22 protein-coding genes and 1 tRNA gene are annotated in these 26235 nt (G+C 50.6%); 8 read left to right on the top strand and 15 right to left on the bottom strand.

Going from position 1 to position 26235, the window contains the following annotated elements:
• Nucleotides 1-6: 6 nt before the first annotated feature.
• The 5 genes from J3P34_RS20660 (at nt 7) to cphA (ending at nt 7379) form a co-directional block, all read left to right on the top strand.
• The gene (locus J3P34_RS20660) at nt 7-618 is read left to right on the top strand and encodes a hypothetical protein (protein WP_210490524.1); all 612 of its coding nucleotides are present in this window, start codon (nt 7-9) and stop codon (nt 616-618) included.
• A 402-nt stretch (nt 619-1020) separates the two neighbouring features.
• Nucleotides 1021-2913, top strand: a complete 1893-nt coding sequence (gene rpsA / locus J3P34_RS20665; RefSeq protein WP_210490525.1) for a 30S ribosomal protein S1 — start codon at nt 1021-1023, stop codon at nt 2911-2913.
• Between the two features lie 133 nt (nt 2914-3046).
• Nucleotides 3047-3117 (top strand) — tRNA-Cys (locus tag J3P34_RS20670).
• A 682-nt stretch (nt 3118-3799) separates the two neighbouring features.
• Nucleotides 3800-4699: a cyanophycinase gene (locus tag J3P34_RS20675; protein ID WP_210490526.1), complete on the top strand. Its 900-nt coding sequence runs from the start codon at nt 3800-3802 to the stop codon at nt 4697-4699.
• Nucleotides 4700-4739: 40 nt separating this feature from the next.
• The gene (cphA, locus tag J3P34_RS20680; RefSeq protein WP_210490527.1) at nt 4740-7379 is read left to right on the top strand and encodes a cyanophycin synthetase; all 2640 of its coding nucleotides are present in this window, start codon (nt 4740-4742) and stop codon (nt 7377-7379) included.
• A gap of 152 nt (nt 7380-7531) precedes the next feature.
• Here the strand turns inward: cphA and J3P34_RS20685 are convergent, their stop codons facing one another.
• Nucleotides 7532-8473 (bottom strand): hypothetical protein, encoded by a 942-nt coding sequence (locus J3P34_RS20685; RefSeq protein WP_210464567.1) that lies wholly within the window; start codon nt 8471-8473, stop codon nt 7532-7534.
• Between the two features lie 105 nt (nt 8474-8578).
• Here J3P34_RS20685 and J3P34_RS20690 point away from each other — a divergent pair, with 105 nt between their 5' ends.
• Both J3P34_RS20690 and kdsA read left to right on the top strand, forming a co-directional pair.
• The gene (locus J3P34_RS20690; protein ID WP_210490528.1) at nt 8579-9196 is read left to right on the top strand and encodes a methyltransferase domain-containing protein; all 618 of its coding nucleotides are present in this window, start codon (nt 8579-8581) and stop codon (nt 9194-9196) included.
• A 169-nt stretch (nt 9197-9365) separates the two neighbouring features.
• Nucleotides 9366-10178 (top strand): 3-deoxy-8-phosphooctulonate synthase, encoded by an 813-nt coding sequence (gene kdsA, locus J3P34_RS20695; RefSeq protein ID WP_210490529.1) that lies wholly within the window; start codon nt 9366-9368, stop codon nt 10176-10178.
• A gap of 97 nt (nt 10179-10275) precedes the next feature.
• Here kdsA and J3P34_RS20700 read toward each other — a convergent pair whose 3' ends face one another.
• Nucleotides 10276-11046 carry an O-methyltransferase gene (locus tag J3P34_RS20700; protein ID WP_210490530.1) on the bottom strand — a complete coding sequence of 257 codons (771 nt, stop codon included), beginning with the start codon at nt 11044-11046 and terminating at the stop codon, nt 10276-10278.
• A 29-nt stretch (nt 11047-11075) separates the two neighbouring features.
• The gene (apaG, locus tag J3P34_RS20705; RefSeq protein ID WP_149091575.1) at nt 11076-11462 is read right to left on the bottom strand and encodes a Co2+/Mg2+ efflux protein ApaG; all 387 of its coding nucleotides are present in this window, start codon (nt 11460-11462) and stop codon (nt 11076-11078) included.
• A 106-nt stretch (nt 11463-11568) separates the two neighbouring features.
• Between apaG and ung the strand changes: the two genes are divergently transcribed.
• A complete protein-coding gene (gene ung, locus J3P34_RS20710; RefSeq protein WP_210490531.1) occupies nt 11569-12231 on the top strand; it encodes a uracil-DNA glycosylase in 663 nt (220 codons plus the stop codon).
• A gap of 123 nt (nt 12232-12354) precedes the next feature.
• Here the strand turns inward: ung and J3P34_RS20715 are convergent, their stop codons facing one another.
• The 12 genes from J3P34_RS20715 to J3P34_RS20770 form a co-directional block, all read right to left on the bottom strand.
• Nucleotides 12355-13077 carry a class I SAM-dependent methyltransferase gene (locus J3P34_RS20715; protein ID WP_210490532.1) on the bottom strand — a complete coding sequence of 241 codons (723 nt, stop codon included), beginning with the start codon at nt 13075-13077 and terminating at the stop codon, nt 12355-12357.
• A 282-nt stretch (nt 13078-13359) separates the two neighbouring features.
• On the bottom strand, nt 13360-14466 hold the full coding sequence (gene lepB, locus J3P34_RS20720) for a signal peptidase I (protein ID WP_210490533.1): 1107 nt from the start codon (nt 14464-14466) through the stop codon (nt 13360-13362).
• A 10-nt stretch (nt 14467-14476) separates the two neighbouring features.
• Nucleotides 14477-15196 (bottom strand): 4-hydroxy-tetrahydrodipicolinate reductase, encoded by a 720-nt coding sequence (gene dapB, locus J3P34_RS20725; protein ID WP_210490535.1) that lies wholly within the window; start codon nt 15194-15196, stop codon nt 14477-14479.
• A gap of 3 nt (nt 15197-15199) precedes the next feature.
• Nucleotides 15200-15853, bottom strand: coding sequence for a DUF5683 domain-containing protein (locus J3P34_RS20730; RefSeq protein ID WP_210490536.1), 654 nt, complete (start codon nt 15851-15853; stop codon nt 15200-15202).
• A gap of 1 nt (nt 15854) precedes the next feature.
• Nucleotides 15855-16784 carry a ParB/RepB/Spo0J family partition protein gene (locus J3P34_RS20735; RefSeq protein WP_210464576.1) on the bottom strand — a complete coding sequence of 310 codons (930 nt, stop codon included), beginning with the start codon at nt 16782-16784 and terminating at the stop codon, nt 15855-15857.
• A gap of 23 nt (nt 16785-16807) precedes the next feature.
• On the bottom strand, nt 16808-17587 hold the full coding sequence (locus J3P34_RS20740) for a ParA family protein (protein ID WP_149091568.1): 780 nt from the start codon (nt 17585-17587) through the stop codon (nt 16808-16810).
• An 8-nt stretch (nt 17588-17595) separates the two neighbouring features.
• Nucleotides 17596-18276: a metal-dependent hydrolase gene (locus J3P34_RS20745; protein ID WP_210490537.1), complete on the bottom strand. Its 681-nt coding sequence runs from the start codon at nt 18274-18276 to the stop codon at nt 17596-17598.
• Between the two features lie 841 nt (nt 18277-19117).
• Nucleotides 19118-20941, bottom strand: a complete 1824-nt coding sequence (gene yidC / locus J3P34_RS20750; protein ID WP_210490538.1) for a membrane protein insertase YidC — start codon at nt 20939-20941, stop codon at nt 19118-19120.
• Between the two features lie 15 nt (nt 20942-20956).
• Entirely contained in the window at nt 20957-22579 is a 1623-nt protein-coding gene (gene pyrG / locus J3P34_RS20755; protein ID WP_210464579.1) for a CTP synthase, read from the bottom strand.
• A 202-nt stretch (nt 22580-22781) separates the two neighbouring features.
• Nucleotides 22782-23492: a hypothetical protein gene (locus J3P34_RS20760; protein ID WP_210490539.1), complete on the bottom strand. Its 711-nt coding sequence runs from the start codon at nt 23490-23492 to the stop codon at nt 22782-22784.
• A gap of 69 nt (nt 23493-23561) precedes the next feature.
• Nucleotides 23562-25043, bottom strand: coding sequence for a glycogen-binding domain-containing protein (locus J3P34_RS20765; RefSeq protein ID WP_210490540.1), 1482 nt, complete (start codon nt 25041-25043; stop codon nt 23562-23564).
• Entirely contained in the window at nt 25034-26068 is a 1035-nt protein-coding gene (locus J3P34_RS20770; RefSeq protein ID WP_210490541.1) for an aspartyl protease family protein, read from the bottom strand. Before J3P34_RS20770 ends, J3P34_RS20765 begins: the two co-directional genes overlap by 10 nt.
• Between the last annotated feature and the right edge of the window lie 167 nt (nt 26069-26235).

A 26235-nucleotide genomic window follows, 5' to 3' on the forward strand; every position in this document is an offset into this window, starting at 1 on the left:
ACCCTTATGTATAAACCTATTGTATTAGGCTTGTTCTTGGCAGCCGGTTTGCTGCCCTTTGCTGCAGAGGCCCAGGTTGTCCCTGCCAAAGAAAAGGCTGCCAACGTGAAGGAAGCCAAAGCAAGTCCCCTGTACTTCCTGAAAACTGATTCGGTCAACGTGCCTCTTTCTGCTGCGGCTATCCAGGTAATGGATAAGGAGTGGATTGAATCCATCACGGTGCTGAAAGACAAGAATGCGGTAGACCAGTTCGGGCCAGAGGGCAAAGACGGTGTAATCCTGATTGAGATAAAGCCAGCGCAGGAGCGCACTTTCCTGCAAACCTTAAAGGACCCCAAATACACAGCTGCTGCGGAGAAGAACATACGGTTAGACGGTGGAGAAGGCAAAACCATGGCTGACCCTTTGTACTTTATCCAAACCAAAGCCGGGGAAGTGGCCGTGAGCAAAGAAGCCATCTCCAGCCTGAACCCAGAATGGATCAAATCTATTAATGTCTTGAAGGGGGCTGAGGCCGAAAAGCGGTTTAAAAAGCAGGGAGAGAACGGGGTGATCTTAATCACCCTTGCTGCGGAGAAGGAACAGCATGTTCTCAACCAGCTTAGAAATAAAAACTAAAAGAGTTCACTTAAAAGCAGGAAGCGTTTAGCGCCTTTTTCTTTGAAAACAGGTCTAAAACCCTGAATTTAAGATTCTCTCCTTGTTGGCAGTTTCTGCGGGATAGCTACCGCAAGTTGAATTTTGTTTAAGGTTAACTAAAACCGTTTTAGGCCTCCTTTTCTGAAAAGGGGCTTAAAACGGCTTTTCATTTATAGGGCTTTCTCAATGTAATTGGTTTTCAAAGAGATTTCCAGAAGTGTGGGCGCAAATCTTGGATAGCGGAAGAGGTTTTTGTACCTTTGCGCCGCGTTCAAGGTGAATGCCCCTGGCCCAATGTCTGGGAAAGGGATGTAAAATAAGCTACGGCTTGGCAAGTGGTTCTGTGCCATGTCGTTATATTTTGTGAACCAGCATAGCAATATGGCAAATTTAGAAGATTTTGACTGGGGCAAATTTGAGTCTCAGGGTTTCGGCGGCGCGTACTCTCCTGCAGAGCGTGCTGAGATGGAACAAATGTATGCCGACACCCTGAACACCGTTCAGGAAGAGGAAGTGATCAAAGGTACCGTTGTTGGTATCACCGATCGCGACGTGATCCTGAACATCGGCTTCAAGTCCGATGGACTGGTACCGGTTTCAGAATTCCGCGACATGCCGGACCTGAAAATCGGTGACGAGGTGGAGGTATTCATTGAGGACCAGGAAGACCCTAACGGCCAATTGATCCTGTCCCGCAAGAAAGCCAAAATCGTGAAAGCGTGGGAGATGATCTACGGCGCTTTGGAGAACGACACTGTACTGGAAGGTGTAGTGAAACGCAGAACCAAAGGTGGTCTGATCACCGACCTGTATGGCGTAGAAGCCTTCTTACCAGGTTCACAAATCGATGTGAAGCCTATCCGCGACTTCGACATTTATGTAGGTCGTAAGATGGAAGTGAAAGTGGTGAAAATCAACGCCGCTTTTGATAACGTAGTAGTATCGCACAAAGTCCTGATCGAGAAAGATCTGGAGCAGCAGCGCGCCGCTATCCTGAACAACCTGGAAAAAGGTCAGGTTCTGGAAGGTGTGATCAAAAACATGACCAACTTCGGTGTGTTCATCGACCTGGGTGGTGTAGATGGTCTGTTGCACATCACCGATATTTCATGGGGACGCATCAACCACCCGCAAGAGGTGTTGGAGCTAGACCAGAAAGTAAACGTGGTAGTGTTGGATTTCGACGACGACAAGAAACGTATTTCTTTGGGCATGAAGCAATTGACTGCTCACCCTTGGGATGCTCTTCCTGCCGAAGTGGAAGTTGGCTCACGCGTACGTGGCAAGATCGTGAACGTAGCAGATTACGGTGCGTTCTTAGAACTGATGCCAGGCGTAGAAGGCTTGATCCACGTATCAGAAATGTCATGGTCTCAGCACCTGCGCAACCCACAAGACTTCATCAAGCAAGGTGACGAGATTGAGGCTGTTGTGTTGACAATGGACCGCAATGACCGCAAAATGTCTCTGGGCATTAAGCAATTGACCGAAGATCCTTGGACCAAAGAAGATGTATTGACCAAATACGCAGTTGGAACTAAGCACACTGGTGTGGTTAGAAACCTGACAAACTTTGGTCTGTTCATTGAACTGGAAGAAGGTGTAGACGGTCTGGTTCACGTGTCTGACCTGTCCTGGACTAAGAAAATCAAACACCCTTCTGAGTTCGTGAAAGTTGGTGACAGATTAGACGTAGTGGTTCTGGAGCTTGATGCTGCTGCCCGTCGTCTGGCCCTTGGTCACAAACAACTGGAAGAGAACCCATGGGATACTTTCGCTACCGTATTCAACGTAGGTTCTACGCACAAAGCAACCGTGTTGGAGAAATCTGACCGTGGTGCCACCCTGGAACTGCCTTACGGTATTGAAGGATTCGCCTTCCCTAAAGGTTTGGTGAAAGAAGACGGTTCTCCGGTTGAAGCTGGTGAGCAAGTAGAATTCAAAGTAACTGAGTTCTCTAAAGAAGATCGTAAGATCATCTTGTCGCACACTGCCGTTCACACTGCCCAGCCAGAAGACGCCAAGCGTAAGAAGTTTGAGAAGAAAGATGCTCCTGCTGCTGGCGCCCCTAAAGCTGCCGCAGCCCCAGCTACTCCTAAGAAAGAAGAAGTACGTTCTACTTTAGGTGACCTGGATGCCCTTTCTGCTCTGAAAGACCAGATGATGGAAAGCGAAAAAGAAGCCGGTGAGAAAAAATTAGCCGCTGCCGCTCAGGCCCGTGCTAGCAAGTCTACCGATGCTGCTGACGCTGACACAACTGAATCTGCTGAGTAATTCATAGGTAGGAAACTACCAGATTTGGAAAGAGCCTCCGCAAGGAGGCTCTTTTTTTTACACCTTTTTTGAAAAAAGTTGCGTCAGGGTTGTGACCGTATTAATTCCTGTCTATATTTGCACTCCCAATCACGGTAACGTGGCCGAGTGGCTAGGCAGAGCTCTGCAAAAGCTCGTACAGCGGTTCGAATCCGCTCGTTACCTCTCCTGAAAAAGCCTGCTCATTTTGAGCAGGCTTTTCTGTTTTCAGGCCCAAAACGTCTCTTCTACATAACCGGGCTATTCCTCCAAGTCAGGCTAGGGCAAAACAATTCAGGCCATACAATCCGGAACACCCTTCTAATTCATCCCCTATTTATTTGCCTTTATTATTTGCCTCTTCCTTTAATAGAGATATTCTGTATTTTGTTTTATCCTTCTATATAAATTTATATAGCTTGCCATTAAGTGCACCTAATTACAGTAAGTAACTCATTATCAATTACCCTTGATTCACTTCGCAAATTAAAGCCAATAAAAGACAGAATTACCTAACCATACCAGCAAGTGCCGGTTTGGGTGTAAAGTATAGTAATATAACAAATTGTGAATCTTGCCGCATTTTAGCTGGGGTTTATTACACATTTTTTAAACTTATACGTATAATTTAGTATATACTTTATTTTTGAGCTGCACTTAACCTTCATCTAAGTAGTTTCCGCAGCTTTTTTTACGGTAAATCCTATATATTCTAATTCTGTAATCTTTTGGCTTGGTTATGCGTATGCCGAGACATCCGCCAGGACCATATTAGGTTAAACAGCTTTCAATTTCCCTTTAAAAGAAATAGGTAAAACAAAAATAAAAGCTGAAACTTTTGGCTCTGGCAATTGATAATTGCAGGAACATGAGCAAAAAACAAACAGATAAAGCAGGGTCTAAAACCGATAATTTAAGGCAAGCTATTGAGGGTAAGGTGCCTAGTGGAACATTGATTGCCATAGGTGGTGCAGAAAATAAAGGAGACGAGCCGGAGGATGAGTCCATGAACTCAGAAAATGCCAACTTTGAAAAGACTGAGATTCTCAGTCGGTTTGTAACAGAGTTGAAAGGAAGAAATCCTTTGGTGCTGGTTATTCCTACGGCATCGTCTTTACCAGAAGAGTTGGGGCCTTCTTATGTGAAGGTTTTCCATGATCTCAAGGTGAAAAACGTGGAAGTGGTGGATATTCGCAACCGGGAAGATGCCTGTAAAGAAGAATACATAGAGTTGGTAAAGAAAGCGGCCGGAATCATGTTCACAGGCGGCGACCAACTCAAGCTTACTTCTATTCTGGGTGGAACGGATTTCATGCGCCTGATTAAAGAACGGTATTACAACGATTCTTTGGTGGTGGGCGGCACCAGTGCTGGAGCGGCCGCCATGTCAACCCAGATGATCTACCAGGGTATGAGCGGGGCTGGCTTCATCAAAGGATCGGTGAGTATTACAGCTGGTCTGGAGCTTTTGAATGATGTGGCCATTGACACCCATTTTATAACCCGGGGCCGTATAGTACGTATGGCGCAGATGCTGGCCACCAACCCAACTTTTATTGGGGTGGGGCTGGAGGAAGACACCGGAATAGTAGTGAAAGAAGGAAAAGAACTTGAAGTAATAGGAAGTGGCCTGGTGGTAATTGTAGATGGCCGCGGCAGTACGCATACCAATATATATGAGGTGGAGGAAGGTGTTCCTGTCACCATGAGAGACCTAAAGGTGCATCTTCTGGGAAAAGGAGATACGTACACGCTGGAAATTTTTTAACTATTCAAAATCGCCGCATTCATATTAGATTAAACAATCTATGAAAATCGCTGAACTACGCATTATGCGAGGACCAAACTATTGGTCTGTAAAACACCCCAAAATTGTAGTGCTCAAACTGGACATGGATGAATTTGCCGGGGTGCTCACCACCGATATCCCCGGTTTCCCTGACAGGCTGGAAACCATGTTCCCCGGAATGGTCCTGCACCGTAGCACCGAAGGCCAGGAGGGAGGCTACCTGAGAAGAGTAAGAGAAGAAGGCGTACCGCTGAGCAATGTAGTGGAGCACGTGGCATTGGAGCTGCAAACCCTGGGCGGCATGAACTCAGGCTTCGGCCGTACTTACCCCGCCCCGCAGCCAGGTTTTGAATACGTGGTATTTTCTTACCAGGAAGAGAAAGCAGGGGAGTATGCGGCGGAGGCAGCCATCAGGGTCACCACGGCCCTCGCCAGAAATGAACCATATGACATTACCCCGGATGTAGAGGAACTGCACGAAATCCGCGAAGATGAACACATCGGGCCAAGCACTTATTCCATCGTCTCTGAGGCGGTGGCGCGGGGCATTCCTTATATCCGCCTGAACAAAAGCTCTCTTATTCAATTAGGCTACGGCGTGCACCAGAAGCGCATCCAGGCCACTATGACCTGCCGCACGGCTGCTTTTGCCGTGGAGATCGCCGGCGATAAGAGCGCCACCAAAGACATGCTGGCCGAGGCTGGCGTACCGGTGCCCAAAGGAGAGATCGTGTACACCGTAGAAGAACTCAGGGACGCTATCCAGTGGCTTGGGTACCCCATTGTGACCAAACCCCTGGACGGAAATCATGGCAAAGGCGCCGGTATCAATATCCGGAACTGGGAAGATGCCGTGGCTGGCTTTGAGGTAGCCCTGCAGTACTGCAAGGCTGACAAAGCCGTCATCGTAGAACAGTTCATAGAAGGCTATGATTTCCGGTTACTGGTGGTGAACAAGAAGTTTGTGGCGGCGGCTAAGCGCACTCCTGCCATGGTGGTGGGCGACGGCGCCTCTACCGTGCAGCAACTCATTGACCAGGTCAACAGCGATCCTCGCCGCGGGGTAGGCCACGAAAAGGTGCTCACCCGCATCACAGTGGACAAAGACACCTACGGCATGCTGGAGAAGAAAGGCTACACCTTGGATACCGTTGTGCCCGCAGGGGAGCAGCTCTTCCTGAAAAGCACCGCCAACCTCTCTACCGGTGGTACCGCCACCGACGTGACCGACCTGATTGACCCCTACAACGTTCTGATGGCCGAGCGGATTGCCGGCACCATTGGTCTGGACATCTGCGGGATTGACGTAGTGACCTCAGACATTGCCATCCCATTGCCTGAAGCACGCGGTGCCGTGATTGAGGTGAATGCCGCGCCCGGCTTCCGGATGCACGTATCACCTACAGAGGGCCTGCCCCGCAACGTAGCCGATCCGGTAATCGAAATGCTCTTCCCGGACAATTGCCCTTCCCGTATTCCGATAATCGCTATTACGGGTACCAACGGCAAAACTACCACTACCCGCCTCATTGCGCATATGGTGAAATCGGTGGGCTACCAGGTTGGTTTCACTACCACAGACGGCATATACATCCAGGATACACTTCTGGAGAAAGGCGACACCACGGGCTCTAAAAGCGCCGAGTTTGTGTTGCGGGACCCTACCGTGAACTTCGCGGTATTAGAGTGCGCCCGGGGCGGGATGCTGCGCTCAGGCTTAGGTTTCCAGCAATGCGACATTGGCATTGTAACCAACGTAGCCGAAGACCACATGGGCCTCCGTGATATCAATACCCTGGAGGACATGGCCCGCGTGAAAGCCGTGGTGCCAAAAAGCGTAAGCAAAACCGGCTACGCCATCCTCAACGCCGATGATGACAACGTCTTCAACATGGCCAAGGAACTGGAATGTAAGGTGGCTTTCTTCAGTATGGATGAGAACAACCCGCGCATCCTGAAGCATGTGGCCGAGGGTGGTTTGGCGGCCGTATTTGAGAACGGTTTCATCTCTATTTTCAAAAACACCTACAAAATACGGGTAGACCGTGTAGCCGATATCCCACTCACCTTCGGGGGGCGCGCCAAGTTCAACATTGAGAACGTATTGGCCGCTACGCTTGCTGGGTATGTTTCCCGCTTTGAGATATCAGAGATCAAGACGGCGCTGCGTACGTTCCTGCCATCGGCCACCAAGACTCCGGGCAGAATGAACCTGTTCAAGTTCCCGACCTTTGAGGTGCTGGTAGACTACGCCCACAACCCGGCCGGGATGAAAGGGGTAGCCGACTTCCTGCAGAACGTGGATGCCCGCAAGCGCGTGGGTATTGTGGCTGGCGTAGGTGACCGCCGCAACGAGGACATGGTGGAACTGGGTAAAATGGCGGCGCAGATGTTTGATGAAATCATCATTAGGTCAGACAAAGACCTGCGGGGCCGCACCGCCGAGGAAATCAACCATTACGTGATCCAGGGCATTGAACAGGTAGACCCTAACAAACCATATAAGGTAATCGGTCAGGAAATGGTGGCCATCGCCTACGCGCTGGAGCACGCCGAGCGCAACTCCTTCATCACTATCTTCTCAGAGGATATTCCGGAGGCCATCAGAATGATTGAGAACTTCAAAGTAATCCAGGACCGGAGAGTGATGGTAGACTAGTGAGAGAATGAGTGATTGAATGATCGAGAGAATATGATTGCCAACATTCTCTCAATCATTCAATCACTCATTCAGCACCTTACATCATAAAAAAGAGCCCCGAAACGTACCAACGTTTCGGGGCTCTTTTTTATGATGTAAGGTAGAAGCGGCTATTTCAACGTGAAAGAGGTTGTCCCAATGAGGTAACCGTCGGCGTAGATCTCAATCAGGTGCTTGCCGGTTTTGTATGGGGTGCCTTTGGAGTAGATGAAGGAAACCTGCTGTTGGGTGTTGTCAAACACGATGTCGCGCTTGGCGGTGTAGAACTGCTCTTTGCCCTCAAACTCAAAGGTGCCGGAACCAGTAGCCAGGTTGTACAGCGCCGACCCGTCTGGCTCAATAAGGCGCATAAGGATCTCTTTGCTTTCTTTGGGGGCCACTTCGTTCTTGCCTAACCGGAAAGAAAGCTTGATTTTGTCTACACGCTTGGCTTTGTATTCTTCCTCAGTGTCTTCTTTCTCTTTGCCCTTGGCGTTGATGACAGAAACCATGATGTTCTGGGCTTCCAGTTTGGAGGCTAGGCTCACTTTTTCCTCCAGCGCTTTTTTGTCAGTGGCCAGGGTGGTAATGGAATCGGTGAGTTTGTTCTGAGTGGTTTTCAGGCCTTTTACCTCGGTGAACAGTTCTTCATTGTCATCGTGGAGTTTGGCCACTTCTTCATCTTTCTTTTTAAGCGCCAATTCCAGGCTCTGGGCCTTCTGCTGGAAGCGTCTCTGGTCAGCTACGGTGAAAGAGCTGTTTCTGAACGAACGGAGCTGCGCCAGGTCTGCGTTGATGGCTGCTATCCTTGACTCCAGGGAGTCGTTGGTGATGCCCATGGCGCTCAGTTCGGCGCTTTGCTTCTCGTAGCTGGCCTTCAGGTCTTCGTAGACTTTGATCTGGTTCTCCAGCTCAGTGCTCTTTACTTTGATAATTTCCTTCTGCTCCTCGTTTTCCTGGGTTTTCTGTTGCTGCATGTAAATAAGGATACCGTTAATGCTGAGCAGCACAATGATGAGGCCTACTACTAACAGTTTGCGGTTGCTATCCTTTTCGGGTGTTTCAGTCGACATAGCGGATGAAGGTGGTTTAGGGTTTTTAAGGCACTACCTATTCTTACAAAAATACGTTTTCATCTATCCTTTGCAAATAAGAGGGTAAAATACTTACTTCCGGGCATGAGTGAAAAAGACAATTTAGACCACGCGTATTGGGAGCAAAGGTATAGGCAGAATAACACCCAATGGGATGTAGGCGATATCACCCCGCCAATAAAGTCCTATATTGACCAACTGCCGGATAAGGGTATCCGTATCCTGGTGCCGGGCGGCGGCAACGGCTACGAAGCCGAGTACCTGCACCAGAAGGGTTTCTCAAATGTCTTCCTCCTTGACTTCGCGGCATCACCGCTGGCCAACTTTCAGGCCCGGGTACCATCTTTTCCATCAGACCACTTACTGCAGGAGGATTTCTTTCATTTAACGCCGGGCCAGTATGATCTGGTATTGGAGCAGACGTTCTTTTGCGCCCTGGCTCGGAACCTGCGCGCCAATTATGCCCGCCAGGTTTTCGATGTGCTAAAGCCGCAGGGCAGGTTGGCCGGTGTCCTTTTCTCCGAGGAATTCCAGAACCCTGGTCCGCCGTTCGGAGGCTCAGCGATAGAGTACCAGGCTTACTTTGAGCCGTATTTCCAGTTCCTGCGCTTTGAGCCTTGCACCAATTCCATCAAGCCACGGCAGGGAAGAGAGCTGTTTATAGAGTTGGAGCGCCGACCCAAGCCGCAGTTTATCGCGTAGAATTCTGTACTTTTGAGCCGAAGGGAAAATCAGGCCGAGCATCCAGATAATTGGCGAAACCGTCTAATTGGTTTTGGGCCCGATTTTATGAAAACAACCCCAAAAGGATCTTTCAGTATTTGTTGAGTACTTCTAGAAGCTAATTCTCAAGACCTATTCTTTTTACCATATGACGATTAACATTCCCAAACTAAAGCATACAGAGTCGGGCAACTTCTTTTTGATGGCCGGCCCTTGCGCCATTGAAGGCGAGGAAATGGCCATGGGCATTGCCGAGGAGCTGGTCCGGATCTCTGACCGCCTGCAGATTCCCTTAATTTTCAAGGGATCTTACCGCAAGGCTAACCGCTCCAGAAAAGACTCTTTCACCGGCATCGGAGACGAGAAAGCCCTGAAGATCCTGGCCAAAGTGGGCGAAACTTTCGGTATCCCAACGGTAACGGATATCCACGAGACCCACGAGGCTGCCATGGCCGCTGAGTACGTGGATGTGCTGCAGATCCCGGCTTTCCTGTGCCGCCAGACCGATCTGCTCATCGCGGCGGCCCAGACCGGCAAAGTGGTGAACATCAAGAAAGGTCAGTTCCTGTCAGGGGAGTCTATGAAGTTTGCCGTAGAGAAGATCCAGGAATCCGGCAATCCCAATGTGATCCTGACGGATCGGGGCAACTCCTTCGGGTACTCAGACCTGGTAGTGGATTTCCGCAACATCACCATCATGCGCGGAAACCAGGTGCCGGTGGTCATGGACGTTACCCATTCCCTGCAGCAACCTAATCAGACCTCAGGGGTAACCGGCGGCCGCCCAGCCTTGATTGAGACCATCGCCAAAGCCGCCATTGCGGTAGGTGCCGATGGTCTGTTCATTGAAACCCATCCAGAGCCGCTCACTGCCCGCTCAGACGGAGCTAACATGCTGCCCCTGGCCGAATTAGAAGGTCTGATGCGCCAGCTGATCAGAATCAGAGAAGCTATCCGGTAGAAAAAGGATAACTCCGGTTAGAACAAGAAAACCCGTTTAGGAGCTGTTTTGCAGAAATCAGCTCCTAAACGGGTTTTTGATTTTTATATTAAGCGGATTAAAACCTTAAGGTAAAGTGCTGTTTGGGTTGGTTAGTCCGGAAGAAAACCAGGCCCAGGTAAAAAAGGTCTACAGTGAGCAGTACCTGCGGGTGCTGCTTTATTTCTCTCCAGGCCTGCGCCATCTCGCCTGACCAATAAATGTCATCCAGGATAAAGACGCTGCCTTCGTGGGCTTTGGCAAGGCACACTTCAAAGTACCGCACGGTAGGCTCGTACCGATGATTTCCGTCAAAGAATACAAAATCCACCTTTTCCAAGCTGGCTAAGGTTTGGGAAAGCGTCACATCCAAATTGCCCTCTACCAGTTGTACCTTCTCCAGCCCTAGCTTTTTAAAGTTCTTCCGGGCCTCCGCGGCAATGGCAGGGCAGCCCTCAAAGGTGTACAGGTCAGCGGTTTTACGGGCCAGGCCCAGATAGCTGGTAGTCAGCCCCAAAGAAGTGCCCAGCTCCAGAATGGTGGCGGGTTTGAAGTGGTTGGCCAGCCGGAACAGCAACTGCCCAAGCCGCGCAGGCTTGGCGGCGGTGCGGGCAATATCGGCAATCTTCCGCTGGCGGGTAGTGCTGGTGTGGGAACCGGCCCCAAAGTCGGTGACCTGCAGCAGCGTCTGGTTCTGCAGCAAATTCTCGCGCAGGCTTTCCACGGCATCATACGCCGGGAAATGCCCCTCGTGATGGATGATATGACAATAGAGGTTGAAAACGAAAGGGGAGTGCAGACCATGCGCATTCCCTGAACGCCACCAGAAGGAGGCGTACCTGTAGATCATGGCGGCGTGCTGCAAAGCCAGAAGCGGGATTAGTTTAACTTGTAAGGAATAATGAGCGTGAACTCCGGGATGGTCACGTAGAACTGCCGGCCGTCTACCAGTCGCTCCATGAGGTAAGTACCCGCCATTTTCCCGATGCTGGTTTTGAGGTTACAGCCCGAAACGTATTGGTGGCTCTCGCCGGGTTCCAGCACCGGTTGCTGGCCTACCACACCTTCGCCCTCTACCTCGCGTACCTCGTTGTTGGAATCAAATATGTGCCAGTGGCGGCGTAATAACTTTACCGTAAATTCGCTGTTGTTCTGGATAGTGATCCTGTAGGCGAAGACAAAGTGCTGCTGGGCCGGACTGGAATAGTCAGGGAGATAATTTGTCGTGACGTTGACAGTGACTCCTTGGGTTGTTTTCGTATCCATGCGTGCCTTATTTTGGTATATTGGGAACAGGCTTTCTGGCCATTTAGTTTGACCAGCCGGATTCTAAAGTAAAAATACGCAAAAACCGTTAACCTATACCTCCCTTATGCAGGTAAAAATTGAAAGTAGCTGGCAACAGGTACTCCAGGATGAGTTTGAGAAACCCTATTTCCAGAACCTGATTGAGTTTGTGAAATCGGAATACAGTACAGCTGAAGTATATCCGCCGGGCAAGCAGATTTTCCATGCCTTTGATGAATGCCCCTTCGACCAGGTGCGCGTAGTCATCCTAGGCCAGGACCCGTACCACGGCCCAAGGCAAGCCAACGGCCTGGCTTTCTCAGTGGCTGAAGGAATCAGAACCCCACCTTCTCTATTGAACATATTTAAAGAGATAGAGGCAGATCTTGGTAAACCTATTCCGCGCTCTGGCAACCTGGAGCGCTGGGCAGAGCAGGGGGTATTGCTGCTTAATGCCACGCTCACCGTACGTGCGCACCAGGCCGGTTCCCACCAGAAGAAGGGCTGGGAAGAGTTCACCGATGCCGTTATCAAGAAAGTCTCTGATCTGAAAGAACACGTGGTGTTTCTGTTGTGGGGGGCCTACGCTCAGAAGAAAGGCCTCATCATTGATGAGAAAAAGCACCTGGTGTTAAAGGCAGCCCACCCATCGCCCTTCGCCGCTGATAAGGGCTTCTTTGGGACGCGCCATTTCAGCAAAGCCAACGCTTATCTGCGCGAGCACGGTTTACCTGAGATTGACTGGTAAAAGCAAAGCCTGTTTCCAGGCTGGTTTTTGTGAACCAGCCTGGAAACAGGCCTAGAGTTTGTTCAATTTTGGTCTTTCGCAAACTCCTCAGAACACAGTTTCTGAGGGCAGTTATAAGACCTGTTATTTGATAGCCCCAAAAGCTGCAAAGCAAGCATTCTTGTGCAAAATCTCGGTGTGCCTGAATCCTACTCTGCGTAAGAGGTCAAGTTGAAAGGTGACGGAGCGCGGTGAATCTTCTTTTTCAATGTAGGCCAGCACATGGTCTTTGTAGTCTTCTCCGCCTACACCTGTTAAGTAATCTGCATAGCGGCTCCAGAAAAGTTGGTGGATACCAGGATCATCATGCACAACCAGGTCTGAAATCCAGAGGGAGCCACCGGGGGTGAGCACGTTGTAGAGTTTCTGGAATACAGCTTCCCACTCGGCCTCCTCCCTTAGGTGATGGAGTACGGCCCCGGCTAGAATGATGTCAAAATGTTCTTCCGGCAGATTTACTTCCCTGATGTCTCCCTGTATCAGGGTTATCTCACCCTTGGTTGCAGGCATAGCCCTTTGTTGTGCCCTTTCCAGCATTGGATTGCTTAGGTCCAGCAGCGTACAATTGAGATCTGGTATTCTGGAGAGCATCTTTAAGGTGAAATTACCGGCGCCGCAACCAAGGTCCAGAAGATGGGTTGCCCTTGGGTTGGCATGCTGTGCAGCGGCCGTCATCAGTTCCAGACAAAGCGGGGCGTCAATGGTGGAGAGTTGCCCCGTGTCTAAGTTTGAGAAGCGATCCACATCCTTGTTGAATCTTTCCTCTATCTCTTTTGGGGAGGATTTTTCATGTAATGCTAAGGTCATCGCAGAAGATTTGAATGGTACAGCTGATTATAGTATACCAGTACAATCTACAATTTTCAAGCTATAAAGAGCACCGTTTCTCTCCTTGTTTCTAAAAATCAGCCCTAAAACAGAAGGCCCAAACTAGGTGATCCACCAATAAGAGAAAGGAGTAGTTGGATCTACCCGTAAGAAAGGTACCAAAGAAAAACCCCTCCTTAAGCACTCAATTGTTGAGATCACTTTAGGAGGGGTTTTTCAATTCAGGGTCTCTTTATTTCAATAATCCCAAAGGTTAATGAGTTATTCAATGCCTTTGAAGATGCGGCTCCAGCGAATTTTGTTGAACAGGGTCTCGGTAGGGTCAGCGGACATCCAGATCAGGACGGCTTTTCCTACCACGTGATCCTCGGGCACAAAACCCCAGTAACGGGAGTCTTCAGAGTTATGGCGGTTATCGCCCATCATCCAGTAGTAATTCTGCTGGAAGGTGTATTGCTTGATTTCCTGGCCTTTGATAAGGATTTTGTCATCTGAGACAGTCACTTCATCTTTGCCAAAACCTTCGTATTTCCTGATGGCCATCTCGTAAAAAGGAATGGTCTGGGGGTTGATGTCCACGGTCATGCCTTTCTTGGGGATGATAAAAGGGCCGAAGTTGTCTTTGTTGTAAGGGTACATGGACGGCTTGAACGGGAATACATCTGCCCGCACAGAGCCGATGCTGTCTTTGTACAAAACCACTTCTTTAATGAAGTCAAAGCCTTTGAGTTTGGCTGCCGTTGCCGGGGTGGTATGCACCACGTAACCCACGCCCCCGAAAGCCTCCTGCACATCTGTGATGTCGTTCTCCTTGAAAAACTTCTCGTTGATGGGCGTGGTGGTAAGCAGACCGTAGGCGTACTGCACTCTTTCCGGCTCAGGCACCAGTTTGTCATTTATGTACACCTGCATGTCCTTCATCTGGATCTTATCGCCGGCAATACCAATGCAGCGTTTGATGTAATTCATCCGGAGGTCAGTGGGGTGGGCCACATCGGCAGGCCAGTTGAACACCACCACATCGTTGTTCTTCACGGTAGAGAAACCGGGCAGGCGGTAAGATTTCAGCTGGATGGCATCTGAGTAGGAGGGAATGTTGGTGCCCCAGATGGTTTGGTGCGTCAAGGGCACCTGCAACGGTGTGATAGGCGTGCGCGGCCCGTAGTGCAGTTTGCTCACGAAGAGATAGTCTCCCACCAGCAAAGACTTCTCCATGGACGGCGTAGGAATGGTGTAGGCCTCAAAGGTAGCCCACCTGATTAAGGTGGCCGCTACAACGGCAAAAAGAATGGCGTCTCCCCATTCTCTGAAAAAGCCTTTCTTCTGTTTGGGCTTGGTTTCTTTCTTGGTCCAGAATCGGATACTCATGTAATCAAGGTTAGAGTTGTAGCAGATCAGTCATGCCGTAAATACCTGGCTGGCGACCGGGCAACCACTCAGCGGCCAAAAGAGCGCCAGAGGCAAATCCTTCCCTGCTGTGGGCAATGTGGTGTAACTCAAAGGTATCGTTTTCTGAGGTGTATTGCACAATATGTGTTCCTACAACTTCACCTTCGCGTTCAGAGACCACACCCAATAAGTTAGGTTCCTGTGACACGTCATTGATCCAACCCTGTTTCTCTGGAAAGTGCTTCAGAATACCATCGGCAATGGAAAGCGCGGTTCCGCTGGGTTTGTCCAGCTTGTGCACGTGGTGAATCTCCTTTACCTGTACGTTATACTCTGGGTACTGCTGCATTTTCTGGGCCACGTACTCATTGAAGTGGAAGAAAAGGTTCACGCCCACGCTGAAGTTGGAGGCGTAGAAAAGCGCACCCTGCAATTCATGGCGTTTGGCTTTCACCTGGGGCAGATGCTGCAACCAACCGGTGGTGCCTACTACCACAGGAATCTTTTTCTCAAAGCAGGTGATGATATTGCCCAGGGCCACGTCTGGGCTGGTGAATTCAATAGCCACGTCTACCTGGTCTGCGGTATAGCCAGAAAGTTTATCGGCGTCATGTACGGTGAGGGCTCCCACTATTTCATGGCCTTTGGCCACAGCAAGGCGCTCAATAGTTTGGCCCATTTTGCCGTAGCCAATGAGTAATATGCGCATAGTTTATTTGAGGTTCAGTTGGAGGGTAAGGCCTGCCGAGTAGGAGGTGGTACCGCCCATGTGCTGAAGATTGGGTTTTAATTGAAGGGAAAGCTCCTCGCTTACGTCAAAGGCTTTGAGGTGGGCATCTACGTGCGCCTCCATAATGTTCAGGCCCCAGGCCACCACCCCCAGGATGATGTCCAGGTCACGGTACTTCCGGAAGAAATCGCGGGAGCGACGCAGGTTAAGGGTGCCCTGGTTATTGGCTAAGTCTGCCGAATACACACCGGTGGTGTTGGCGTAAGCATCTACGGTGGTGGAGTCACCGTCCAGTCTTATCCGCAGTGCCTTGGCAAAGTCCTGGTACTTGCGGTTGTTGTCATAGATGAAGAACCCAATGACCCCACCGGCGGCGTACACCAAAGGAATTTTCCAGTAGCTTTTGTTGTAGGCCTGGCCCAGGCCGGGCAGCACCGCAGAATAGAACGCGGCTTTGGCAGGGCGGCTCCATTGGCTAATGGGTTTCCATTTCCGGGTGGTATCTGGCGCCTCCACCACTGCCGGGGTAGCCACCCGGGCGGAGTCTGCCCCGGTGGTCACCACCTGCGCGGTGCTGGTGAGGCTAGTGCCGAAAGAAATACCCAGGAAGAGAAACAGGGCCGCGAGCTGCCGCATGTTAGGCGTAGTTTAAGATTTCCAGAATACGGTTGAGCTCATCTACAGACACAAACGGGATTTTAATTTCCCCTTTGCCTTCAGCAGAGGCTTTCACGTGGATGCGGGTGCCAAAATAGGAAGACAACCTGGACTCCACACGTTTCACTTCATTCTCAAACGGATGCAGGTCTAATTTCGTCTGTGGGTCTGGTTTTTTGTTCGCCAGGTTGATATTGCGCACCAGTTCCTCCACTTTCCGCACAGACAGTTCTTCGTTTACAATCTTGCGGTATACCTCCAGCTGCTTATCCACGTCTTCAATGTTGATGACGGCGCGGGCGTGGCCCATGGAGATGAGGTTGTCCCTGATCCCGATCTGGATGTCCGGGGGTAATTTGAGCAGACGCAGGTAGTTGGTAACGGTGGTCCGTTTCTTGCCCACGCGCTCCCCCAGTTCCTCCTGTTTCAGGCTACACTCAGAAAGCAGGCGCTGGTAACTCAAGGCAATCTCAATGGCGTTGAGGTTTTCCCGCTGGATGTTCTCAATCAAAGCCATCTCCAGCATCTGCTGGTCATCGGCTTTGCGGATGTACGCCGGAATGGTTTCCAGACCAGCCATTTTGGCGGCCTGGTAGCGGCGCTCCCCAGATATCAACTGGTAAGCATCGGCGCTAAGCTGACGAACCGTGATAGGCTGGATAATGCCTTGGATGCGGATAGACTCAGCCAATTCTTCCAGGGCCACTTGGTCAAAGTGGGTTCGCGGCTGGAAGGGGTTGGTTTCAATCTGGTTTAAGCTGATATCTGCGATGGTGTTGGCAGCGTTAGGGGTGGATGATGTTGATTCTGGTTGTTCTGCTGGGGCTTTACGATCATATTGCCCCGTGATAAGGGCATTGAGGCCTCTTCCAAGGCCCCCTGCTTTCTTCTTGGCTGAATTATCAGACATGTAAATATTTTAGACTAAAGGTACTATTGGGCAACTGCCACACCGTTCTTCTCCACAATTTCACGCGCCAGGTTCAGGTAGCTGATGGCTCCCTTACTTTCCGCGTCGTGGAGAATGGCCGGCACTCCAAAACTAGGAGATTCACTCAACTTCACGTTTCTTGGAATGATGGTGTCAAACACCATCTGTTGGAAGTGCATCTTCACTTCCTCCACCACCTGGTTAGACAGGCGCAGACGCACATCGTACATGGTCAGCAGCAGGCCTTCAATCTCCAGGTCTGGGTTCAGCCTTGACTGGATGATCTTGATGGTGTTCAGGAGCTTGCCCAGACCTTCCAGGGCGAAGTACTCACACTGCACCGGAATAATCACCGAGTCTGCAGCGGTCAAAGAGTTCACCGTGATAAGGCCCAGGGAAGGAGAGCAGTCAATGATGATGAAATCATATTTCTCCTTCAGCGGCACCAACACCTGCTTCATCTTCTCCTCGCGGTTGGGCAGGTTAATCATCTCTACCTCAGCACCTACCAGGTCAATGTGGGAAGGGATGAGGTCCAGAAAATCAATAGGAGAGGTCAGGATGATGTCCTCGGTTTTCACACCGTCCACCATGCACTCATAGATGCTGTTCTCAATGTCTTTCGGGTCAAACCCGATGCCAGAAGTGGCATTGGCCTGCGGATCAGCATCTACCAGCAGGGTTTTGTACTCTAATGCGGCTAAGCTGGCTGCCAGGTTAATGGCCGAAGTGGTTTTTCCCACCCCGCCTTTCTGGTTAGCAACGGCAATTATCTTTCCCATTCTTCAGGTTACAGTTCTAAAGTTTGACCAATCTCCATCAAAATCAACTCCTTCTGCTGGCGCCGGGCAAGTTCCAACGCCTCCACATGATCAATTTCTATGTACGGGAAGGTGTCATAATGCATCCCGATGATTTTTTTCACATTCACGTAGTTGGCGGCTATCAGCGCATCTTCCACATCCATGGTAAAGTTGTCCCCGATGGGCATCAGCGCGAAATCCAGGTGGTAGCGGTCCCCGATGAGTTTCATATCCATGTGCAGGGCCGTGTCTCCGGCAAAGTAGAAGGATTTCTCGGCGCTCTCCACCACAAAGCCTGCTGCTGATCCGGCGTAGGAACCGTCTGGCAGGGAACTTGAGTGGATGGCGTTCACCATTTTCACCGTCCCGAAGGGCAGATGCACCTTGCCGCCGGTGTTCATAGGGTGAACGTTCTCAATGCCCTTTTTCTGATACCAGCTCACAATCTCAAACGTGGCCACTAGGGTGGCACCGGTCTTCTTGAGTAGGTACTCTGCGTCTGCCACGTGGTCTGTGTGCCCGTGGGAGAGCAGGATGTAATCGCATTCTATGGAATCTATATCAATCTCCGAAGCCAAAGGGTTGGGGGTGATGAAAGGGTCAAACAGAACCTTGGTACCACCCATGTCAAAGAGAAAGCAGGATTGTCCGTAATAAGTGATTTTCATCTGTGTAAAGGCAAGGTAGACGATTAACTACAAGATCGAGCATACGCTTTTACAAAGATAAGGTAAAATGGAGAGAGACTTATTAACACTTTTAAGTTATTTATCCCCATTTTAGGTTAAAATCTGGCTTGGCAATCAGGTTGAATCAAGTCAGCATAGTTGCTTGATCTTTATCTTCTTAGGTGCGCTGGCAAACGGTGTTAGTGAGACTATTTCTTGAGGTGGCAGGCACCTGTTTCCTTGATGTTCCACGGCTTTACAGGCTTTCTTGCTACGGGTACAGGCACCTGCCAAATTGGGTGCTGGATAATCGTTTCGGGCTCACTTTAGGGCATTCTTACATGGGAAGACAAGAGATCAGCTAAACAGGTCTGTGCTGGCTTCCCCCTTTGCAAAGCATTGCCATAAATGCCGTTTTAAGCCCATTTACGGCAAAATAAGCTCAAAACGGTTGTCTAATGCATTCTCGCTTGGAATCCATGTTTTAAGCCACCTAAATGGCTTTTAAAAGAGATTTGTCTAGAATGGGATAGCTCGAAACCGGGAAAGTAGGTATTCCCCTCCTTGCAAGGGTTAGGGGTGGTTTTTTGAGCGTGGCAGAAGCCCTGCCAGAGGCTAATCCGTTTCATGGGCTTATAAGTTGATCGAGCCTTAAACAGCCCCAAACAACTCAACCATAAATCAAAATGATTGCCTTGAAGCGGGTGATTGAGTTAAAGTTGTTTTAAGTCTGTTATGTTGTAATTATTTGTAAAACAGAAAGGTATTAAGTGGGTGGAAAGGCTGTAAAAACAAAAAAGCCCGGTACAAACCGGGCTTTTTCTCATTGGTGAAGTTGACCTTATTTGGTGCCTTTCTTGCGTTTGGCTTCCTGTTCAGCGGCTACTTTCATGGCTTCCTGAAGGCGTTTCTGGAAGCCTCCTTTTGGCTCCTTGCCTTTGTTTTTCTCCTGGTAATCTTCCAGGTTCTTCCGGATCTTGGCATCGTCTACGAAGCGTCTGATTAAGGCCTGCTGCCCGAAGGTAACGATGTTAGACACGAAGTAATAGAAGCTCAGACCGGCCGGGAAACTGTTCAGCACGAACATGAAGATCACCGGCATGAGGTATGAGTAAAACTTCATAGGTCCCTGCACGGTGCTCACCTGGTTGTTAGACCACGTGTACAGAATGGTAGAGGCCGTCATCAGGAGCGTGAACATACTCACGTGGTTTCCATAGAACGGAATGGTGAACGGCAGCATCGCGAACACATCGTAGGTGCTCAGGTCATGCGCCCACAGGAACGGCTCTTGGCGTAACTCTATGGAGTTAGGGAAGAAGTTGAACATCGCGAACAGGATAGGCATCTGCAGCAGCATAGGAATACAGCCGCTCATGGGGTTCACACCCATCTTGGAGTACAGAGACATGGTCTCGGCCTGCGTCTTCTGCATGTCACCGTCGTTCTTCTCTTTGATGGCATCGATCTCCGGCTTCAGCACCTTCATCTTGGCCATGGAGATGTAAGACTTGTACGTCAGTGGGCTCAAAAGGAGTTTGATGTAGAGTACTAGCAGGATGATGATGATGCCGTAAGAAGGCACAAAATCCTCCAGGAAGTCAAACGCTGGGATGATGAGGTACTTGTTCACGTAGGAGAAGATGCCCCAGCCCAGTTCCAGGTTGCGGTCAAAGCCTTCTGACACGTTCTTCAAGACATCATAGTCATTGGGGCCGAAGAAGTAGGTGAAGTTGGCTTTCCCGGTCAGAGCATCGGCTGCCGGAATGGTCAGTTTGGAGCGCAGGGTTTTCACCTGCGTGGTGTCTGCATCGTTGGGTTCAACCGTTAACTCGGCATTGGCGAAGTTGTTCTGCGCGATGATGGCGGCGGTGAAGAAGTTCTGCTTGTTGGCCACCCATTTCACCGGCTCCTCCAGTTTCTCCGTCTCGGTCTCCGTGGCGCTGGCAGAAAGCTTGTCAAAACTCTCGTCGGCGGTGTAGTAGTTGATGGTGGAGTGGCTGCGGTTCTGCTTGATGTCTTTCTCCAGGCGCTTCAGCTTATCGGTCCAGGTAAGGAGAATAGGTTGCTGGGCTACCAGGGCTTCCATGCCTCTGAAGTTCAGCTGGTAGCCTACCTCGTAAGAATCGTCCTGCAAAGTGTACACCTGCTCAATAGACTGGCCTGGAGCCACCTGTGCGGTGAAGGTGATGGCCTTGGCCGGTTTTTCGTTCACCGTGACGTTAGATACCGCCGATGGCTGGAAGAACAGGTCTGACAAACGGATGGTTTTGCCGTCTTTGGTCTGGAAGCTGAATTCCTGCTGGCTTGTCTGGGTGTCAAACAGCACCAATGGCTTCTTGTCCCAGGTTTTGTAATTTTTAAGCTCTACTTCCTCTACTTTACCTCCCTGGGTGCCCAGAGACACGCGAAGCACTTTGTTCTCCAGTAAGGTGGTCTGGTTCTGCCCGGTAGCCAGCCCCCCAAAGGCCCCTAGCTGTGCCGCCCGTTGGGCGTTGGCCAAAGAATCATTTACAGGTGTCTGGTTTGGGGTGGCCGCGGAGGCGGTAGTAGACTTTGTTACTTTTTGCGCCGGTTGTTCTTCCGGCCCTTTCATAAAGAAAATACTGTATACCAGTATGAGAATGGCAATCAGGCCCATGCCTATTGCTGAATTTTTATCCATAAGTGATAAGAAGGGTTATTTGTTTTTGTTTTTAGACTGGGTGATGGCGGCCTTGATGAAGCGCACGAACAGTGGGTGCGGGGCAAGCACCGTGCTTTTCAGTTCTGGGTGGAACTGGGCGCCCACAAACCAAGGGTGGTTCTGCAACTCAATCACTTCCACCAGGCCGGTGTCTGGATTGATGCCCGATGCCACCATACCCGCCTCCTCAAAGGCCTGCAGGTACTGGTTGTTGAATTCATATCTATGGCGGTGACGCTCTGAGATATGGCTTTTACCGTAGGCGTGCTGGGCCTTGGAGCCTCTCTTCAGGTCGCAGATATAAGAACCCAGGCGCATGGTGCCGCCTTTCTGGGTTATGTTCTTCTGCTCCTCCATCATGTCAATAACAGGATAGGGTGTGTTAGGGTTCATCTCAGTGGAGGCGGCATCTTTCAGCCCCAGCACGTTGCGTGCAAACTCAACGGCCGCGCACTGCATACCCAGGCAGATCCCGAAGAACGGAATGTGGCTTTCGCGCACGTAGCGAATGGCCTCCAGTTTACCCTCAAAGCCGCGCTCGCCGAAGCCAGGGGCCACCAACACGCCGTTCATGCCTTCCAGGTGCATGTGCACGTTCTCGGCGGTGATGAACTCAGACTGGATGGATTTCAGGTGTACTTTGCACTCGTTCGCTGCACCCGCATGAATGAAAGACTCTATGATGGATTTATAGGCATCCGGAAGCTCCACGTATTTTCCTACCAGGGCAATGCTGACTTCCTCGGTGGGGTTCTTCAGGCGGCCCAGAAACTCTTTCCAAGAGTCCAGGTTGATGTCCTGGCGGCTGGTGAGTTTCAGTTTCTTGATCACGCGCTCGTCTAGCTTCTCTTTTTTCATGAGCAGCGGCACGTCATAGATGGTCTCGGCGTCCAGCGACTCAATCACGGCGTTAGGGGCCACGTTGCAGAACAAGGCAATCTTGCGGCGCATCTCAGAAGGGATAGGGTGCTCAGAACGGCAAACCAGGATGTCTGGTTGCACACCGGACTCAGACAGGGCTTTCACCGAGTGCTGGGTTGGTTTGGTCTTGAGTTCGCCGGCGGCTTTGAGGTAGGGGAGCAAGGTGAGGTGGATAACTACGGTGTCATTGGGGTTCAGGTCCCAACGCAGCTGGCGCACCGCCTCAATAAAGGGTAAAGACTCAATATCGCCCACGCAACCGCCAATCTCGGTGATGACCACGTCAAACTCTCCGGTCTCGCCCAAGGCCAGCATGCGGCGCTTGATCTCATCAGTGATGTGGGGTACCACCTGCACGGTTTTGCCCAGGTACTCACCTTTACGTTCCTGCGTGATCACGTTGTGGTAAATCCGACCCGTGGTCACGTTGTTGGCCTGCGAAGTGGGGGTATTGAGGAAGCGCTCGTAGTGACCCAGGTCAAGGTCCGTTTCGGCGCCGTCTTCGGTTACGTAGCATTCCCCGTGTTCATAGGGGTTCAGCGTACCCGGATCGATATTGATATAAGGATCGAATTTTTGGATGGTTACAGAGAAACCTCTCGCTTGCAGAAGTTTAGCCAAAGAAGCGGAGATAATGCCTTTTCCTAGTGAAGAAGTAACACCTCCCGTAACGAAAATGTATTTAGCAGAAGCCATAAGTTGAGTTTGTCTTATGGACTGCAAAGTTACTCTAAATTATTTGAACAGCAGGGAAAATGTTTGGCTTTGCCCTGAAAGTCCAACTTCTTAAAACGATACCGGGCATTTTAGAGTTGTTTTCACAGAATCAGGCCTGAATTGGCTTCCAAGGCTGTAGGCAGTCAGAATCTGCAAAAATCAACCGGAGGTCAATACCAGCTTAGCTGTTTTTGAGGAAGTCCTGCAGGCGCTGGCCCATTTCCTGGAGGGTGAGCATCACGGCCTCCTGCTGGATGCGTCTTCTGGCTTCCTGCTGGTCTAACTCGTTCTCCTTTTTCTGACCAAGCATGTCTTTGGTGATGATGACCGAGAAAGGCACTATGCCGGTTCTTACGTCCAGCAGGAGAGCCTGAGTAGTGGCAAAGGCCTTGATATCAGACTTGGAAAAGAGCTTGTACTGGGAGTACATGTCATGGGTAGAGGAATAGACCAGCACTAGGTCAGCCTGCATCCGCACGGCAGCTTCCCGCAAGCCCGTGAAAGTGGCCGGCTGAGGCAGAAGCAGGTCAGGGACAATGGTCACTTTGGTTACTTTTCCGGATTTTTTCAGGTGGTCTTCCAGAAGATCGGCGTACGCCTGCTGGCTTTTCTGGTAGGTCTCATCGGTCCACTGGTACCTTTTTACCGCGGCGTTTTCCAGGTTCACCACCGCCACCCTTATGGGGGATGGAAGCTTGTAAGACGCTTGTAGCATCCGCTGGATGTTCTCCTCGGAGATGGTGGAGGCCTTGTCATTGAAGAGGGACTGGGTCAGGGGATCCACGAAAGAAATAAGCCCCTGTTGTTCCAAAGACGGTCTCACCTCTGGTTGGGTAACAGTACATGCGCTCAGCAGAAGGCAGGAAAGGACAGAAGCGAGGTTTTGTTTCATGGGTGTTTTGCGCAAAATGGCCTTAAAACAGACAAAGTCTGGCTGGAAAATCCTTGTTAAGATAAACAACTATTGTTCAATCCAGATAATGGAGTTTCCAGTGTGGTGCTCGTTCTGTTCCCAGAGTTTGTTGTCCGGGTCAATGATCCACTCACCGTCTACAATGAATTTATAGCGGTTCTTACCTATGGGTAAATGGACATTGAAAACCCAGTCGTTTCCTTCTTTTCTCATAAGAAGCGCCTTGGGATCCCAATTGTTGAAGTCCCCGGCCACATAGACTTCCTTGGCCTTGCCGTAATTCTTCAGCCGGAAAGTATGGTTGGGGGAGATGATGAGGTAAGAGTTGCCCGTACCCTCGGGGTTGCCCACTTTCAAGGGATTGGCCGGGTCCAGTATCCATTGGTTGTCCACCTTGAACTTGTAGGAGTAGTTTCCCGGCCCGATGGAGTAAGGAAGCTCCCAACCAGTGGCGGTCTTTTTCATGGGCAACTCAAAATCCCGCCAGTTGTTGAAAGAGCCCGCCAGGAAGACCGCTTTGGCTGAGGTATAGCCATCCAGTTTAAACAAGCGGGTTGGCCCCACCCGCAGGATGGAGTTGACGCTGTTGTGTTCGTTGGGAACGGTTTCGGGGTTGGTGGGGTCATGGTGCCACTCTCCGTCCACTATGTACTTGTAGATATGCGTGCCCTGGGATAAAAACAGAGGCAACTCCCAGCCTTTAGCGGTTTTGTTCATCAGGAGGTCGCGTTCGCGCCAGTTGTTGAAGGAACCCGCCAGGTACACGCGCTTGGCGTTGGGGTAGCCCGGAAGCCTGAAAACCGTATTGGTCTTGTAATACACAGAGTTTACGTTCCCCCGGCCGTCATTCTCCCGCAGTTGGTTTTCACTGTCAATGGTCCAATTGCCGTCCACCACAAACTTGTACCAGTGCTTACCGGGCTGCAGCGGAACGCGGGCGATCCAGCCGCTGTCAGTTTTGGCCATGGTCAGCTTGTTAGGGGCCCATAGATTGAAACTGCCGGCCAGAAACACGTTCCTGGCTTGCAAGGCATTGCGGAGGTAAAAAGTGACCACAGAGTCTTTCTCTGGGAAAGCCTTCTTGTTTTTGAACCGGTTATGGCCAAACACCACATTCTGGTTGATGACCGGGAAAAGCGCCTGTCGGTAACCCTCTTTGTCACTGAAGATGATGCGGTCTACCGGGTCTTTGATATCCTCAAACACCATGAGGGGCTTGCTGAACACCACCACTTGGTTATTGTTCTGCTCCATCCGCCAGCCCTGCTGAAAGAGGGAATCAGCGGATTGGGTTCTGAAGAACTGTTTCAGGCCAACGTCTGTGAGATTGAACTGCACCAGGAAAGAGTCAAGGGCGGCCGGGGAGATCTTCTTGCTCAGCTCAATGAACATCTTGCCGTCTCTGACCATGTATTTTTTAACCGGCGCCTGGGCATAGGTCTGCACCTGCAGGGCCAACCCCAACAAGAGGGTGCACCAGCAAAGGCGGAGAAGCCGCAGTAGACAGGACCGGTCTGTGTTTATTTCCATATGTATAATTCGCGCCTCACAAAATTAAAGCCTATTTTATTATTGTTCACTGCCAAGAAGTCAAACCCCAGCACCCCATTGATACAGCCGTTGTAGGAAAAGCAGGTGTTCTCAAGGCTGGTGATAAGCACCGGCAGCGAGGGAATGTCCTGGGTTCCGAACCTGACGTTCTTCATATCGCCGCGAAGGGCCTCAATCTTCCGGTTGCCCGTGCCGCTCAACAAGACCCTGCCGGTAATCTCTACGTTCTCAAAGACCTTGTTGGGCAGACGGCTGTCCAGGATATTGGTCTCAGCGCCGCAATCAATGATGAAATCAATTTTCTTGCCAGCCATCTCGGTATGGGCAATGATGCGGTTGTCCTTCAGGTCAATGGGGATGTTGTGGTAAGTGGAAGTGTCCCGCAGGAAAGCGCTTCGGTACGTATCGGCTTCCTTTTTGCCTATCTGGTGCAGGTAAATGAGGCTTCGCTCGTAATCTATGATCATCTCACACTGCCTGAACAGTTCCATGCCCAGCAGCCCTAATATCTTAACCCCTTTGGTGTTCTCTAAGTGCCCTAAACTGGTTAAATCTGCCTTGAGCCGGTTGTAGCGGAGGGTGCCCAGGGTGAAATTCTTTACCACCGTTTTACTTACCCCGGCGGTGGAGCCGGTAACACTGGTCCGCTGCGCGCCGCTGTCCCGGGTCTTGGGGTAATCCCGGAAATAGGTGATGTTGAGGACCAGGTTTTGGGCGCCGGTATCCAGAATGAAGTTGCCCAAGGTGGTATCGGCACGGGCCTGCAGCAGAATCAGGTTGCCGGCCCGGGTGAAGGGAATTACGGAGGAGGCAGAATCATCCCCGGCAAAAAGGAAGGGGATGGAAAAGGAGGAAAGCGTTCTGCCCAAAGCTGGCAGAGACAGTTTGGGGTGGTTGCGGGGTTTGCCGGTCTCCTTTGTTTTCGCATCCACCACACCATTGCCCAACATCAGCAGGAGCAATGCCACAAGCCTCACCACTATGGAACGGAACTGAAAAAGCATATTGTAAGGAGATTGCTTTATGCTGTAGGGAAGTCTGGAGCCAGTATTTCGCAGGTCTGGGTTTGCCAAAGCAAAGTAGCATAAAAGATAGCAAAATCTTTATATTGATAAAACAACCTTTCCCTATTTAACACAAGATTAACGCTTTGGCCTATTCTGTTTTTATC

Source organism: Rufibacter aurantiacus (assembly GCF_017916345.1).
Classification (GTDB): Bacteria; Bacteroidota; Bacteroidia; order Cytophagales; family Hymenobacteraceae; genus Nibribacter; species Nibribacter roseolus.